The sequence below is a fragment of the Stutzerimonas stutzeri genome (genome assembly GCF_051028275.1).
In the GTDB taxonomy this organism is placed as follows: Bacteria; Pseudomonadota; Gammaproteobacteria; order Pseudomonadales; family Pseudomonadaceae; genus Stutzerimonas; species Stutzerimonas stutzeri_AS.
The window spans coordinates 2,410,988-2,426,317 of sequence record NZ_CP069269.1; the positions used below are offsets into that span (position 1 = coordinate 2,410,988).

Consider the following 15,330-nt stretch of genomic DNA (forward strand, 5'->3'; position numbering starts at 1 on the left):
AGCCTGTAGGGCGCTGCGGTCCGCTCCTCAGCCACATCCCTTCCACGCCTAGCGAGGCCTGACATGAAGCTGAATGAACAGAACCTGCCGCAGCTGCCGGCACATATCGCCCGGCCCGCCTATGCGCTTGAATCGGTAACGTCCGGTATCGCTCACATCGGTGTCGGAGGATTCCACCGCGCCCATCAGGCGGCCTATACCGACGCATTGATGAATACCGGCGAAGGACTCGACTGGGGCATCTGCGGGATCGGCACGCGTGTCGATGAGCTGCCCATGCGTGACGCACTCGCCTCACAGCACCACCTCTACACGCTGGTCGAACTCGACGACCGGCCGGATACGGAAGTCCGGGTCATCGGCAGCATTCGCGAAATGGTTGTGGTTCCTCGCGACGGGTCGGAGGCCGTTGTCGCCCGGCTTGCCGATCCAGCCATCCGGATCGTCTCGCTGACCATCACCGAGGGCGGCTACTGTCTGGATGACAGCACTGGCCAGTTCAACGCCGCGCTGCCTCATATTCAGCACGATCTGGAGAACCCTCGCGCGCCAATCAGCGTCTTCGGCCTGATCTGCGCTGCGCTCGCCAGCCGTCGTGGCGAAGGTACGGGGCCATTCACGGTCATGTCCTGCGATAACTTGCCCCACAATGGCGACGTTACCCGCAAGGCGACCCTGGCCTTTGCGAGCCTGGTCGATCCCGAGCTGGCCAGCTGGATAGAAAGCAACGTCAGCTTTCCAAACGCCATGGTCGACCGGATTACACCGATGACCAGCGCATCGCACCGTAAGAACCTCAAGCAGCAACACGGTATCGACGACGCATGGCCGGTGGTCTGCGAGCCTTTCGTACAGTGGGTGCTGGAGGATAATTTCGTGTCCGGCCGGCCCGCCTGGGACAAGGTTGGCGTGCAATTCACCGATGACGTTGCCCCCTACGAAGAGATGAAGATCAAGCTCCTCAATGGCAGTCATCTAGCGCTGACTTACCTGGGCTTTCTTCGCGGCTATCGTTTCGTGCACGAAACCATGGCCGACCCGCTGTTCGTCGAGTACATCCGCCGCTACATGGACGACGACGTTACGCCGCAGTTGGCCCCGGTACCCGGCATCGACCTGGCCAAGTACAAACAGACCCTGATTGATCGATTTTCCAACTGTGCCATCGCCGACCAACTGGAGCGGGTCTGTTCCGACGGCTCATCGAAATTTCCCAAGTTCACGGTGCCGACCATCAACCGCCTCATTGCCGACAACGCTGAGCTGGACCGTGCCTCACTGGTGGTGGCTGCCTGGGCGATGTATCTCAAGGGTGTCGACGAGAATGGTGCGCGATACAGCATTCCCGATCCACGCGCCGAGTTCTGTCAGGGCCTGGTAGAGGAAGATAATGGGCTCATGGAGCGGCTGCTGGCCCGTGAAGAAATCTTCGGCACGCACATCCCCCGTTCAATGGCGTTTCGCGAGGCCTTCGAGCGCAACCTCCTACGGCTACGGACGCTCGGTGTCAGCGGCACGCTCGATCTGTTGCTGACGCGCTGAGGACGGTTCCATGTATCTCGGTATCGACTGCGGAACCCAAGGCACCAAAGCACTGCTTCTTGATGCAGCCAGCGGGCGGGTCCTAGGCCAGGGCTCGGCTAGCCATGAACTGATCAGCGGGCCGAACGGGCGCCGCGAACAGCATACCGAGCAGTGGGTTTCAGCGTTTGAAAAGGCCACCGTGCTCGCTCTGGCTGAAGCTGGCGTGGACGGGAGCCGGGTGCTCGGGATCGGTGTTTCAGGACAACAGCATGGGCTTGTCACGCTTGATGCCGAAGGCCAGGTTCTGCGGCCAGCCAAGCTTTGGTGCGATACCGAATCCGCCCACGAAAACCAGCTATTGCTCGACTGGCTGGGCGGCGACCAGGGTTCGCTCAAGCGCCTTGGCGTGGTTATCGCGCCGGGCTACACCGTTTCCAAGCTGCTCTGGATGAAAGCACAGCATCCCCTGCTGTTCGAACGCATCGGGCACGTGCTGCTGCCCCACGACTTCCTCAACTACTGGCTGACCGGCCGCTGCTGCAGTGAATACGGGGACGCCTCCGGCACCGGCTATTTCAATGTACGTACCCGGGAATGGGATTTCGCGGTTCTGCGGCATATCGATCCAAGCGGCCGCCTTGAGGCAGCTCTGCCCGAGCTGATTGAGTCAGACAAGCCGGTCGGCCGGCTGCGCCCAGAGCTGGCGAAGCGATTGGGTTTGAACCCCGAGGCCATCGTATCGAGCGGTGGCGGCGACAACATGATGGGTGCGATCGGCACGGGCAATATCAGCCCCGGCGCGATCACCATGAGCCTCGGCACTTCAGGCACGCTGTATGCCCATGCCGACCAGCCGCGTATCAGCTCGCAACCTTCAGTTGCCACCTTCTGTTCGTCCAGCGGCGGCTGGCTGCCGCTGATCTGCACCATGAACCTGACCAACGCAAACGGCGTCATTCGTGACCTGTTGCAACTTGACCTCGAACACTTCAACGCATTGGCTGCAAAGGCGCCGATTGGGGCTGAAGGCGTGATCATGCTGCCGTTCCTCAATGGCGAGCGCGTACCCGCCCTGCCCCAGGCCACGGCCAGCCTGCATGGCCTGACGGCAGATAACCTCACCCGCGCCAATTTGTGTCGCTCGGTCATCGAAGGCGTGAGTTTCGGCCTGCGCTACGGTTTGGATCTGCTACGTGACAGTGGCATCCGCAGCGAGCGGATTCAGCTGATCGGCGGCGGCGCAAAGAGCCCCCTTTGGCGACAGATCATTGCCGACATGATGGCGACACCGGTGGTATGCACTCGTCACGGTGAAGCTGCTGCATTAGGCGGCGCGATCCAGGCGGCCTGGTGCCATGCGAGACAGAGCGATCCGCATGCCAGCCTCGCAGCACTATGCGAGCGCTGCGTCAGTGTTGACGAAACAACCACCGCCGAGCCTAACCCCAGCGCGGTTCAGCGCTATGAACAGGCCTACCGGTGTTACCGAAGTCTGGTTAGCACCATTTACGGTCAGAGCACGCCGCCGGACCTGACGACGGTTGCGCCGTGATCCATTGAACATGGTCCTTACACTGGAGCGCGAAGCGCGTAGGTCCGGGCTGCCAGCGCATTGTTGATCCTTGCCAAACTCTCGCCGCTTCATCGAGATCAAGCTCACGCGCGAAGCAACTCCACCACGTCGCACCGACAGCAGCGGTTGACGTCTATTCATCATCTACTGCGCGCCAAACCACACAAAAAAGGCAGAGCCATACTGCACGGCTCTGCCTTCGGGTTAGGCCAGCGAACTGTCAGCGGCTGCGCAGCATTTCCTTTGGAAAGTACTTGCCCAGTTCATGCTTGGCGATCGAAGCACGGTGCACCTCATCCGGGCCGTCAGCCAGGCGCAGGGTGCGCTGCATGGCCCACCAATGCGCCAGCGGGAAATCCTCGGAAACACCAGCGCCACCGTGAATCTGAATGGCACGGTCGATCACCTTCAGCGCGACGTTTGGCGCCACGACCTTGATCTGTGCAATCTCGCTCGCAGCGATCTTGTTGCCCACCGTGTCCATCATATACGCCGCATTGAGCGTCAACAGGCGCGCCATGTTGATTTCAATTCGGCACTCGGCGATGTGATCGAGGTTAGCGCCCAGTCGCGCCAATGGCTTGCCGAACGCGGTGCGATTCACGGAACGTTCGCACATAAGCTTCAATGCACGTTCCGCGCAGCCGATGGATCGCATGCAATGGTGAATACGACCTGGACCGAGGCGGCCCTGGGCTATCTCGAAACCGCGTCCTTCGCCCAGCAGCACGTTCTCGTATGGTACGCGGACATTTTCCAACAGGACTTCCGCATGACCGTGCGGCGCATCGTCATAGCCGAACACTGGCAGCGGGCGTAGAACTCTAAGGCCCGGCGCGTCCATCGGCACCAGAATCATCGAATGCTGCTGGTGGCGCGGCGCATCAGGGTTGGTGAGGCCCATGAAAATCATGACCTTGCAGCGCGGATCGCATGCTCCGGAGGTCCACCACTTACGGCCGTTGATGACCCACTCGTCGCCCTCACGTACGGCACGCGCTTCCATATTGGTCGCATCGGAAGACGCAACACCCGGCTCGGTCATACCGAAGGCTGAACGGATCTCGCCACGCAGCAAAGGCTCCAGCCACTGCTTTTTCTGCTCTTCACTGCCATAACGAACCAGCACCTCCATGTTGCCGGTATCCGGAGCCGAGCAGTTGAAGGCCTCCGGGCCGAGGCCCGAGCTGCCCATGATTTCGGCAAGCGGCGCATATTCTGTATTGGTCAGCCCTGCGCCCAGTTCGGAGTCCGGTAGAAAGAGGTTCCAGAGGCCTTCGGCCCTGGCCTTGGCCTTGAGCTCCTCGACAATGGCGGTGGGCTGCCAGCGATCACCCTCGCTCACCTGCTGGTAAAAGACCTTCTCGGCGGGATAGACGTGCGCATCCATGAACGCCTGGACGCGCTCACGCAGCTCTTGAACCTTGGGGGAATAAGCGAAATCCATGGGCGACAACCTTCTGCAGGTAATGTTTTGTAGTTTTTGAATGCTAGAGGACCCTCAGGGATTTATCGAAGCTATTTTCCTCGTGTATAAACATTCATCACCGATATAGGATCGGCGAATTCCGATACACGCCAGAGAGCACAACAATGAACCTGAACAAGGTCGATCTGAATCTCTTCATTGTCTTCGACGCCATCTACACCGAGGCCAATCTGACCCGCGCCGGACAGATTGTCGGGATCACCCAGCCTGCCGTTTCCAACGCGCTGGCTCGCCTGCGCGAGACCTTCAACGACCCGCTCTTCGTGCGCACCGCCCAGGGCATGGTGCCCACACCGATGGCGCAGAACATCATCGGACCGGTGCGTAATGCGCTGCAGCTGCTACGGGTGTCGGTGCAGGAAAGCCGCACTTTCAACCCGGCGCAGGCGAACAAGACCTTCCGCATCAGCATGACCGACTTCACCGAAGCCGTCGTCTTGCCACCGCTGTTTCAACGTCTGCGCCGACTGGCGCCGAACGTAAAGATCGAAAGCATGCTCGCCAAGCGGCGCGAGACGACGAAGGAGCTGGCCGCCGGCCGACTGGATTTTGCCATGGACGCGCCGCTGAACACTGACCCCCAGGTACGCCACGTCAAATTGCTGGAAGATCGTTATGTCTGTGCGATGCGTCGCGGGCACCCGCTGGCGAAGGAGCAGCTCAGCGTTGAGGAGTACCTGTCGCTATCGCACATTCACATTTCCAGCCGGCGCAGCGGGCTCGGGATGGTTGACCTGGCACTTGGCAAGATGGGGCAACAGCGCAAGATCGCGCTGCGCTCACAGCACTACATGATGGCTACGCAAGTGATTCAACAGACCGACATGGCGGTCACCGTCCCCGAGCGTTTCGCCCGCCGCCATGACTTGCATCAGATTCCGTTGCCCGTGGAAATACCACCGCTGGAAACACACATCTACTGGCACGAGAGTACCGACCAGGACCCGGCCAACCGCTGGATGCGCGAGCAGATGATTGAAATCGCTCAGCAAGTCACCGCTTCGCAGCAGGCCAACTGAAGCTCAATGCCGGCAAGCGCAACGCTTGCCGGTCCCGTTTCAGGCGCTGTCGCGCATCACCACTTCAAAGCCCACATCGATGCGTCGTTGCGGTGGCGGCTCACCGCGCATCAGGCTGAGCAGCATTTGCCCGGCGAGCTTGCCGATCTCACCGCGGATCGTGCGTACGGTAGTTAGCGCAGGATTCATCCATGCGGCCGCAGGCAAATCGTTGAAGCCTGCAATTGCCAGGCGTTGCGGCACGGCGAGCTGCAGCTGACGCGCCCGAAACAGTGCACCCAGAGCCAGGTCGTCGTTGTTGAAGAATATAGCGTCGATTTCGGGATGCTGCGCCAGCAGCCGATCAAGCAATTCGGCACCCAGGCCGATGGACGACACCTCGGGTGTCAGGATTTCCAATGCAGCGTCATAGCGAGACGCCGCTCGCATCACGCTGCGATAGCCCTCGGCGCGCTGCAAGGTGCGCGGATCAAGCTGTGCGGCCGCAAATGCGATGTTCCTGTAGCCACGTTCCAGCAACTTGCGGGTCATCGCCGCGCCGGCTTCGGACTGGGAAAAACCGACGCAATACTCCTCTTCGGCGTCACTCAGCTCCATCAGCGTAACGATCGGGCTTGTGTAGCTGCCTAGCACTTCGCGGGCAGCATCACTGCGCTCGAAACCAGTCACCAACAGGCCCGCCGGCTGATGAGCCAGATAAGCGCGCAACAGCCGCTCGTCTTCCTCAGGATGGTAATGGCTGACGCCGATCATCAACTCATAACCGGCCGGCATCAGCACGCGCTGAATCGCTTCGACGGTATCGACGAACACTGCGTTGGACAGCGAGGGAATGATCACGGCGACGAGGTTGGAACGCGCACTTGCCAGGTTGCGCGCAGCCGTATGGGGGACGTAACCCAGGGTCTTGACCGCTGTCATCACCCGCTCGCGCAAGGCGTCCGACACCCGTTCGGGTTGCGACAACGCGCGCGAGGCGGACATCAATGAACAACCGGCACTGCGAGCTACGTCGGACAACGTGGCCCGCTCCAGCGAGCGGCGGCGGCGAGAACTCATGGTTGGATCCAACGGCGAGGGGCAGTGATTCTATATGGGATGCCGAACCGAAGCAGGCCATGTGAGCCCCGACACACGTCAGGGTTCACAAGGCCTGGACGGAACGCATCCGCTTACTTCGGCGCTTTCTGGATGGCGGCCTGAACTTCGTTGAACAGCGGCTCGCCAACCGTATCGATCACCGTCTGAATGGCCGGTTTGGCCTGCTCGCGCATGCGCTGGATTTCTTCCGGGCTGACCTTGTTCACTTCCATGCCCTGCTCCTTGATTTTCGCCAGGGCTTCGCGGGCTTCCGCACGGGTGTCTTCACGCTCCGAATCACGCGCTGTCTTCGCCGCTTTCATGATGATGTCCTGCTCGGTTTTCGACAGGCCATCCCACCAGCGCTTGGAAGCCGTCACGATCCAGGGGCTGTAGACGTGGTTGGTCACGCTCAGGTACTTCTGTACCTCGTAGAACTTGGACGAGAGGATAGTGTTATAGGGGTTTTCCTGGCCGTCGACTGCCTTGGTCTCCAGTGCGGTGAACAGCTCGGAGAACGGCAGCGGGACTGCGTTGGCCCCCATCTGCTTGAAGGTATCGATGAACACGGGGTTTGGCATCACGCGCAGCTTGATGCCGTTGAAGTCTTCCAGCGTCTCGACCGGACGCACATTGTTGGTCAGGTTACGGAAGCCGTTCTCCCAGTAAGCCAGGCCAACAAGCCCCTTCTCTTCCAACGCATCCATGACCTTTTGACCGACCGGGCCATCCAGCACGTAATCGGCCTGCTGTTCATTCTCGAACAGGAACGGCGTGTCCCAGACCGCCATCTCTTCAGCCACGCCGACGAGCGTTGCTGTCGACCCGACCATCATTTCCTGAGCGCCGCCTATCAGCGCATTCTGCATCTGATCATCTGAACCCAGGCTGGCAGAACCGAAGGTCCGAACCTTGAGCTTGCCGTCGGACGCTTTGGCGATCTCCTCGGCGAGCAGCTTCGCAGCGCGCCCCTGGTTGCTGTCTTCGTTGAGCCCGTAGCCGAAACGAATCATCCGTGGCCGGATATCGTCCGCTGCCTGAGCGGTAACGGCGGTGATAGCACTGCTGAGTGTGGTGGCGGCCAGGGCCGCGATGAGAAATCGTTTCATGCTCTCTTACCTTTTGTTGTTGTGAATGAAGGATGAAGCTCAAGCGGGTCGTTCACCGCAGCCAAGCCAAGGGCACGGTGATGATCGACGGCACTGCGATCAGCAGGACGACGATGGCCAGATAGATGAGGAAGAACGGAACGACCCCGCGCACCAGCGTTTCCATGCGCAGCCGCCCTATTCCGCCAACGACGTTGAGTACGGTGCCGACCGGTGGCGTGATCAGCCCGATCGAGCCGATCAGCACGAACATCACGCCGAAGTACACCGGATTGATTCCGGCCTTCACCGCAATCGGCGCCAACACCGGCCCGAGAATCAGGATGGTTGGGGTCAGGTCAAGCACCATGCCGATCGCAACCATCAGCACCATGATGGCGACCATGAGTAGCTTGGGATCTTCAGCCAGCGGGCCAAGCATCGAGGCAATTTCGTCCGGTAGCTGAGCCAACGTGATCATATAGGCGGAAACGATTGCCGCTGCGCAAAGGAACATCACCGAAGCCGTGGTGCGGCTGGCACGAGTCAGCACCTCGACCACACCGCTCCAGCTCAGTTCGCGGTACAGCAAAGTCGACACCAGCAAGGCATAGACAGCGGCTACCACTGCCGCCTCGGTAGGCGTGAACAGGCCGAAACGCAATCCGCCCACGATGATTACCGGCAACATCAGCGCAGCCGCGCCATCAACCAGTGCCTTGCGGCGCTCAGCGCCGCTTGCCTTCTCCTGTGGCGGTTCTTCGATTGTGCGGGCAATAAGCGTCCACGCCACGACCAGCCCGACGCCCATGATCAGGCCCGGAACCATGCCGGCGAGAAACAGCTGGCTGATCGAGGTGTTAGTGACAACGCCGTAGATAACGAATGGCATCGACGGCGGAATGATCGGCGCGATGATGCCGCCCGCTGCTACGAGCCCTGACGATGAGCTCAGCGGATAGCCGCGCTCACGCATCATGGGCAGCAACAGCGTTGCCAGCGCCGCGGTATCGGCCAGCGCGGACCCGGACATACTCGCCAACAGGACTGATGCCGCAATCGCGACATAGCCAAGGCCACCACGCTTATGGCCGAAGTAGGCCTGCGCCATGTTGATGATCCGGCGCGAGATGCCGCCCGCATTCATCAGTTCGCCAGCCAGAATGAAGAACGGCACGGCCAATAGGGGGAAGCTGTCGGCCCCGGCCTGAAGATTTTGCGCCAACAGCTGCACGTCCCAGAAATCCAGATACCACATCAGCACCGCGCCGGTAAGAATCAGCGCGAAGGCAATCGGCATACCGAAGGCCATGAAGCCAAACAATGACGATAGGAAGACGACGACAGTCATGGACGGACCTCGGATGGGCGTATGCCCTTGTTGTTATCAGTGATCAATCGGCCGTTACGTTGGCTTCGGCGATGGGTAACGGCGGCTGTCGACGCCAGACATTGACTAGCTGGATGAGCGCCAGAACCGTAAGCGCGACCATGCTGACGGCGACCGGAACCATCGCCACGGCCAGCGGATAACCCACCACGGGGCTGTTGATGGTCCAGCCGAACTGCATCTGATTCCATCCGCCCAGCGCTGCCAGCGCGCTGGCGACCGCAACCATTATCCAGCTGATCGAGTCCACCAATCGGCGGAGCAGATGCGGAAACCGGTCGCGGACCATGCTGAAGGCCATCAGCTCGCCACGGCGCATGCTCGAGGCCACACCAACGAAGACCAGCCAGACAAAGGCCAGCCGAGAAAGCTCTTCGGCACCCGTCCATCCCGTGCCGAAGGCATAGCGCAATACCACACTGCTGAACACCACGATGACCATGAAGGCCAATAACGCCGCCATCAGCCAATCCGTAATCCGGTCGAAACCCTGTGCAAGCTTGCCGCCGTAGATCGGCTGAGTGGTTAGCTCGGCCCCCTTGGGCTCGACATCCTTCAAATTGGCTCGGTGGCCGGGCACACCAGCCCCCTGGCCGCCGCGCTTGTTAGCGCTATCAAGCGGAGCCGCGGACAGATCTTCACGGGCGTTGATGCCGGAACCGTCGTCCTGATTGATCCACGTGGTGATCTGGTCAACAACCTGATCGCGCGGCTGGCTGGCGTCCACCACAAGCACGTGGGGTTCGCCTGCAGGCGGTTCAAGCGTCGCGAACTGGCTGTCCACCAGCGAAATCGGCATGAAATGCCCGGCTCGTCCGCCAACACGCTGAACAGCCGTGTCGTAATCAATCGAAAGGTGCGCAAAGCACAGGCCAGGCACGGCATCACGCAGCAAGTCGCGATAACGACGCTTCAAGGCAGAGCAGGCCAGCACGAAGCTGACATCGTCATCGATGGCGCGCTGCATTTCGACAACCAGCTTTTGCAGCCACTCAACGCGGTCGGCGTCCGATAAGGGAGTGCCTGCACGCATGCGCGCGACATTCTCTTCAGGATGGAAATGATCGGCTTCGATGTGTCGATAGCCCAATGCATCGGCTACGCCATGGCTGATTTCGGTCTTGCCCGAACCACTGACACCCATGACCACCAATGCGCGGCGATTTGCGGGAAATTCGCTGTGGGAGTGTGAATCCACTGTCGCTCTCCAGCGGCATCGTAGTGCCACATTATGTTTGTGGATCGGATGGTAGCGCTAACATACAACGACCATAACCACCGTTTGTCGGGTTTCCCTACAGCCGAACGGTATAGCACCCTGCGCTTGCGCTTTGGTTTTCGAGGCTGTCTATCTACAATCGCCGCCGCTTCCGAGGAGATTCGCAATGCCCAAAGCAATGGCCCGTCACATCCTGGTGAAAACCGAAGCCGAAGCGGTGCAGTTGAAAAAGCGCATCGCCAATGGCGAAGCCTTCGATGTGCTGGCGAAAAAATTCTCGACATGCCCGTCGGGCAAGAAAGGCGGTGATTTAGGCGAAGTGCGCCCAGGGCAAATGGTGCGCAGCATTGATCAGGTGATTTTCAAAAAACCGCTACGCGAGGTGCACGGCCCCGTCAAAAGTCAATTTGGCTATCACCTGGTACAGGTGTTCTACCGCGACTGAGTCGCGCCGGCCTTACCGAAACGTTGCAACTGCATCTCGCGTAATCGGCTCAGCGTTCGGCGAAAAGCAAAGGATAGGTAGCCCTCGGTGTAGAGCTCATCCATGACGACTTGGGCCTCGAGGTACAGCGGCACGCCGCGGTCGTAACATTCGTCGACCAGCGCTATGAAGCGCCGGACACTGTCGTCGTGGACGGCCAGCTTCGGTAACGTGCGGTCACCCGCCTCTATTCGCGCGGTGCCATCCTCGGTACCTCGAGCGATGCGTCCTTCGCGCTGCTCACCGCCCAACCGCGGTATTTCGCCAATGAGAATCGCCGAATAGCGATCACAGAGCGCAATGAAATCGAGAGCGGAGAATGGCTGCCCGCACAGCGCAGCGAAGCGGCACCACAACACAGAGTCGCTACTGCATACGACTTGCAGCGATTGGCGACCAATGTGCACCGGCTGGGTAGAGGCTTTCTCGCTCCCGCTCAGCCTGTCAAAAACCGAACGTAACACCCCGTCTGCTTTTGTGTCGCTGACCCAGTAGCGCTGCTCGGCCACGCCTGGACGCAGACGATGGTCAACGCCCCCATCGACGGCGAGGACCTCCATGTGCCGCTCGATCGCATCAATCGCGGGCAGGAAACGCTCACGGTTGAAACCCTCGGCATAGAGCTGATCGGGTGGCTGGTTCGACGTCGCGACGATCACCACGCCCTGTTCAAACATGACCTGAAACAAGCGCCCCAGAATGATCGCATCGCCGATGTCAGCAACAAACAGCTCGTCGAAACACAGCACCCGCACGTCTTCGCTCAGTTCCTTCGCCAACGCCTGTAGCGGATCAGGGGTGCCATTGAGCTGGAACAGGCGGATATGTACCCAGCGCATGAAATGATGAAAGTGTTGGCGCCTTGCTGGAACCTCCAGGCTGCGATGAAAGATATCCATCAGCCAGGTCTTGCCGCGCCCGACCGGCCCCCATAGATAGACGCCGCGAAGCGATTCGTTGTTTGCTGGACCATGCAGCCTGACGTAGCAACATTGCAGCCGCTCCACCGCACGCAGCTGGGCTGCGTCACTGACGTAGCCCTCTTGGGTGATGGCTTGCTGATACAAGGCAAGCGTGGCGATAGGTTTCATGGAGACCGGTCGATCCGAAACAGGACCGCATGGTAGCGCAGAGAAGTTCTGGAATAGCGGACATAACCGCTCGTCGACAGCAGAACGCGTGTCATAAACCTGTCGCAGGCCGGACATAACGTCACAGTTCCGTCGATTTTCCTGTGGAGCTGCACCGTGACTGACAACAGCCAAAACATACTGTTCGGCAATGGAGATGAGCTGCCGAGCAATCATTCGAGAAACCCTCACATTCAGGATGTCATCAACCAGGGACGCCGTAAGGTTGTGGCTAGCGGAGCAGCATTCGGAGCGCTGGCTTTCCTGGGCGGCCTGCCGTCGATCGCAGCAGCGGCCGAACCGGCCAAGGCTGGCAATGGACAGCCCTTCCAGCTTCGTAACCGCCTCCCCTTCGGTGCGGTCTCAGTCACCCGAGCCGACACCATTACCGTGCCTGCTGGCTTTTCAGCTAAGACCTTCATCCCATGGGGTACCCCGATCTGCGGAAGCTATCCGGCATTTCTGGAAGACGCCAGCAATAGCGCGGAAGACCAGGCCCAGCAGACCGGCATGCATCACGATGGTATGCACTTCTTCCCGATGGATGCCCGCTTCAGGGGCCGCAAGAGCGACCACGGCCTGCTCGTGCTGAACCATGAATACATTGACGCCCCGCTCCTGCATCCAAACGGCCCGACCGTTGTCGATGGCAAACGCGTCGATGCTGACGAAGTGCGCAAGGAGATCAATGCTCACGGCGTTTCAGTCGTGGAGGTGCGCCGGGGGCCGCAGGGGGATTGGTCAGTACTGCCCTCCTCACGCAACCGCCGCATAACCGGCGCGACGCCGATGCGGATCGAGGGTCCGGCCCGTGGCCATGAGCTGATGAAGACCCGCTACAGCCCGAGCGGCACATCGACCCGCGGCACGCTGAACAACTGCGCCAACGGCTACACCCCCTGGGGTACCTACCTGACGTGCGAGGAAAACTGGGCCGGCTATTTTGCAGTCCGCGACAGCGAATTGCCTCGTCACCTGGAGCGCTACGGCCTTCGCTCACGCGGGCGTTACGGCTGGGAGACCATTCGCGGCGACGAGTTCGAGCGTTTCGATGCGACCACTATGGCCGCAGATCCGAGCGCCGACTATCGTAACGAGCCCAACACCTTTGGCTGGATTGTCGAGATCGACCCATTCGACCCCGACTCGACGCCCGTCAAACACACCGCGATGGGCCGTTTTGGCCATGAGGGCGTGGTGTTCGCACCAGCCAAGCCGGGCTGGCCGCTCGTCTGCTATTCAGGCGACGATTCCCAAAATGAATACATCTACAAGTATGTCAGCCGCGACAAGTACCGCCCGCAGCGCAGCGACGGTCGTCTGCTCGACGAGGGCACTCTGTACGTTGCCCGCTTCAACCCGGACGGTAGCGGCGACTGGCTGGCGCTGGACATCGAAGACGCAGCCTTCCAGCAAGCCTGCGCCGCCGCAAACGTCACATTCGCCGATCAAGGTGAGGTGTTGATAAACACACGTCTCGCCGCGGACATCGTCGGTGCGACAAAGATGGACCGCCCGGAATGGGGCGCCGTCCATCCCGATACCGGTGAGGTGTACTTCACACTTACCAACAACAGCTCGCGCGAGGAACCAAACGCCGCCAACCCTCGCACCCCCAACCCCACCGGACACATTATCCGCTGGCGTGAGATGGGCAAGAATCAGATCGGCACCCAGTTTCAATGGGATCTGTATCTGCTAGCCGGGCCAGAGAGCGACAGTCGTGATCCGCGCGGTCGCCCGTTGACCGAAGAGAACATCATGGCCAGCCCGGACGGGCTCTGGTTCGACCAGGAAGGCCGGCTCTGGATCCAGACCGACATGAGCGGTAGCCAACTGAGCAGTGGCCCCTTTGGTAACAATCAGATGCTGGTTTCGGATCCGAAGAGCGGCGAAACCAAGCGTTTTCTGGTCGGGCCGAAAGGTGCCGAGGTAACAGGCATAACCGCCACGCCGGACTTCCGCACGCTGTTCGTCAACATTCAGCATCCGGGGGAAGGCTCCACGCCAACCGAATTTACCAGCACATGGCCGGATGGTCCCGGTCGCAGGCCACGTTCGGCGACCGTGATCATCACCCGAGACGATGGCGGACGGGTGCTCTAACCCGTCTAGGCGTCCGGCTCCGGCCGGGCGCCTCCAGTCTGAGGTTGAGAGGACGGCTTTGTGTCAGGGCTGATGAACAAGCCCCATGACGACATGAACAAGGCGGCAACCAGTGGGCCTATCACGAATCCGTTCAGGCCAAACAGGGCGAGTCCGCCGAGTGTTGAAATCAACACTAGATAGTCAGGCATCTTGGTGTCCTTGCCCACCAGAATCGGCCTGAGAAAATTGTCTACCAGGCCAATCACCAGAATGCCGTAGAGCGTCAGGATCACGCTCTGCACGACCATGCCCTGCATCAGGAAGTAGATGGCGACCGGGGTCCAGATCAATCCGGCACCCACTGCCGGAAGTAAAGACAGGAACGCCATGAGGACGCCCCAGAGCAAAGCGCCTGGAATCCCCAGAATGGCGAAGATCACCCCGCCGAGAAAGCCTTGCGTAGCGGCAACCACGATGTTGCCTTTCACGGTGGCCCTGACCACACGGGTGAACTTGCTGAACAGCCTGCGTTTCTGGTTATCACTCAAGGGCAGCGCACGGCGGATTTTTGCGACCAGCTCGCGACCGTCCCGTATCAGAAAGAACAACAGGTACACCATCACGAAAAAGCTGAGCAGAAACTGAAAGGTGCCCTGCCCAAAACTGAACGCCTTGGTGGCAAGGTACTGACTTCCTTGCAACGCTCCGCTGGCAAGGCGCTCGCGCATCTGATCGATACTGCCCAACCCAAAGCGTTGCAACTGCTGTTGTAGCGAGTCGGGCAGCATTTGCTTGGCACCACCGATGAACTCGCTGACGTCCAGCTGGCCACTTTCCATCCGCTGATAGAGCGATGAGCCTTCCTGGACCAGAAGACCTGTTATGAAGATAACCGGCAAGACCGCTACGACCAGGCAAACCGACAAGGTGATAAGCGCCGTCAGGTTCCTCTTCTCGCCCATGCGCCGCTGCAGACGGCGTTGCAGCGGCGAAAAGATGATTGCAAGAATGACGGCCCAGAATACCGCCCCGTAAAATGGGTACAGTATCCAGCCGAAAGCAATACTTACGACGACCAGCAGAGAGAGAAAGACCTTCTGCTCGAGGGTTGATTTCACGAATGCATCCTATCGCTGCGGTTGTATCCCTTAGTCAGCGATTGTCGTCAGGAGTGCTGATCGAGGTATCACATATCAATGGTGCAACCGCGCCGTTGCGATAACGGCGCGCGAGGTACCCGACAGGC

General features: G+C 60.1%; 12 protein-coding genes. 5 read left to right on the plus strand and 7 right to left on the minus strand.

What is annotated here, in order from left to right; translation table 11 throughout:
- The first annotated feature begins 63 nt into the window (after positions 1 to 63).
- Positions 64 to 1,542: a mannitol dehydrogenase family protein gene (locus JQR87_RS10995; protein WP_407297238.1), complete on the plus strand. Its 1,479-nt coding sequence runs from the start codon at positions 64 to 66 to the stop codon at positions 1,540 to 1,542.
- A 10-nt stretch (positions 1,543 to 1,552) separates the two neighbouring features.
- Entirely contained in the window at positions 1,553 to 3,076 is a 1,524-nt protein-coding gene (gene xylB, locus JQR87_RS11000) for a xylulokinase (RefSeq protein ID WP_407297236.1), read from the plus strand.
- Between the two features lie 241 nt (positions 3,077 to 3,317).
- On the opposite strand, the gene JQR87_RS11005 is transcribed toward xylB, so the two are convergent.
- Positions 3,318 to 4,544, minus strand: coding sequence for an acyl-CoA dehydrogenase (locus JQR87_RS11005; protein WP_407297234.1), 1,227 nt, complete (start codon positions 4,542 to 4,544; stop codon positions 3,318 to 3,320).
- 146 nt (positions 4,545 to 4,690) lie between these two features.
- On the opposite strand from JQR87_RS11005, the gene JQR87_RS11010 reads away from it, so the two are divergent.
- Positions 4,691 to 5,605 (plus strand): LysR family transcriptional regulator, encoded by a 915-nt coding sequence (locus JQR87_RS11010; RefSeq protein ID WP_407297232.1) that lies wholly within the window; start codon positions 4,691 to 4,693, stop codon positions 5,603 to 5,605.
- A 39-nt stretch (positions 5,606 to 5,644) separates the two neighbouring features.
- On the opposite strand, the gene JQR87_RS11015 is transcribed toward JQR87_RS11010, so the two are convergent.
- The 4 genes from JQR87_RS11015 to JQR87_RS11030 all read right to left on the minus strand — a co-directional run bounded on the left by JQR87_RS11015 (position 5,645) and on the right by JQR87_RS11030 (position 10,307).
- Positions 5,645 to 6,664 (minus strand): LacI family DNA-binding transcriptional regulator, encoded by a 1,020-nt coding sequence (locus JQR87_RS11015; RefSeq protein ID WP_407297230.1) that lies wholly within the window; start codon positions 6,662 to 6,664, stop codon positions 5,645 to 5,647.
- Positions 6,665 to 6,777: 113 nt separating this feature from the next.
- Positions 6,778 to 7,794 (minus strand): TRAP transporter substrate-binding protein, encoded by a 1,017-nt coding sequence (locus JQR87_RS11020; protein ID WP_407297228.1) that lies wholly within the window; start codon positions 7,792 to 7,794, stop codon positions 6,778 to 6,780.
- Positions 7,795 to 7,846: 52 nt separating this feature from the next.
- Complete coding sequence (locus JQR87_RS11025) at positions 7,847 to 9,124, minus strand: TRAP transporter large permease (RefSeq protein WP_407297226.1); 1,278 nt, start codon at positions 9,122 to 9,124, stop codon at positions 7,847 to 7,849.
- A gap of 43 nt (positions 9,125 to 9,167) precedes the next feature.
- Entirely contained in the window at positions 9,168 to 10,307 is a 1,140-nt protein-coding gene (locus JQR87_RS11030) for a gluconokinase, GntK/IdnK-type (protein WP_407297741.1), read from the minus strand.
- Between the two features lie 241 nt (positions 10,308 to 10,548).
- On the opposite strand from JQR87_RS11030, the gene JQR87_RS11035 reads away from it, so the two are divergent.
- The gene (locus JQR87_RS11035; protein WP_407297224.1) at positions 10,549 to 10,827 is read left to right on the plus strand and encodes a peptidylprolyl isomerase; all 279 of its coding nucleotides are present in this window, start codon (positions 10,549 to 10,551) and stop codon (positions 10,825 to 10,827) included.
- On the opposite strand, the gene zapE is transcribed toward JQR87_RS11035, so the two are convergent.
- Positions 10,815 to 11,957: a cell division protein ZapE gene (gene zapE / locus JQR87_RS11040; RefSeq protein ID WP_407297222.1), complete on the minus strand. Its 1,143-nt coding sequence runs from the start codon at positions 11,955 to 11,957 to the stop codon at positions 10,815 to 10,817. The two genes, JQR87_RS11035 and zapE, sit on opposite strands and share 13 nt — an antisense overlap.
- Positions 11,958 to 12,113: 156 nt before the next feature.
- Between zapE and JQR87_RS11045 the strand changes: the two genes are divergently transcribed.
- Positions 12,114 to 14,102: a PhoX family protein gene (locus JQR87_RS11045; RefSeq protein ID WP_407297220.1), complete on the plus strand. Its 1,989-nt coding sequence runs from the start codon at positions 12,114 to 12,116 to the stop codon at positions 14,100 to 14,102.
- A 5-nt stretch (positions 14,103 to 14,107) separates the two neighbouring features.
- On the opposite strand, the gene JQR87_RS11050 is transcribed toward JQR87_RS11045, so the two are convergent.
- Positions 14,108 to 15,202: an AI-2E family transporter gene (locus JQR87_RS11050; RefSeq protein WP_407297218.1), complete on the minus strand. Its 1,095-nt coding sequence runs from the start codon at positions 15,200 to 15,202 to the stop codon at positions 14,108 to 14,110.
- Between the last annotated feature and the right edge of the window lie 128 nt (positions 15,203 to 15,330).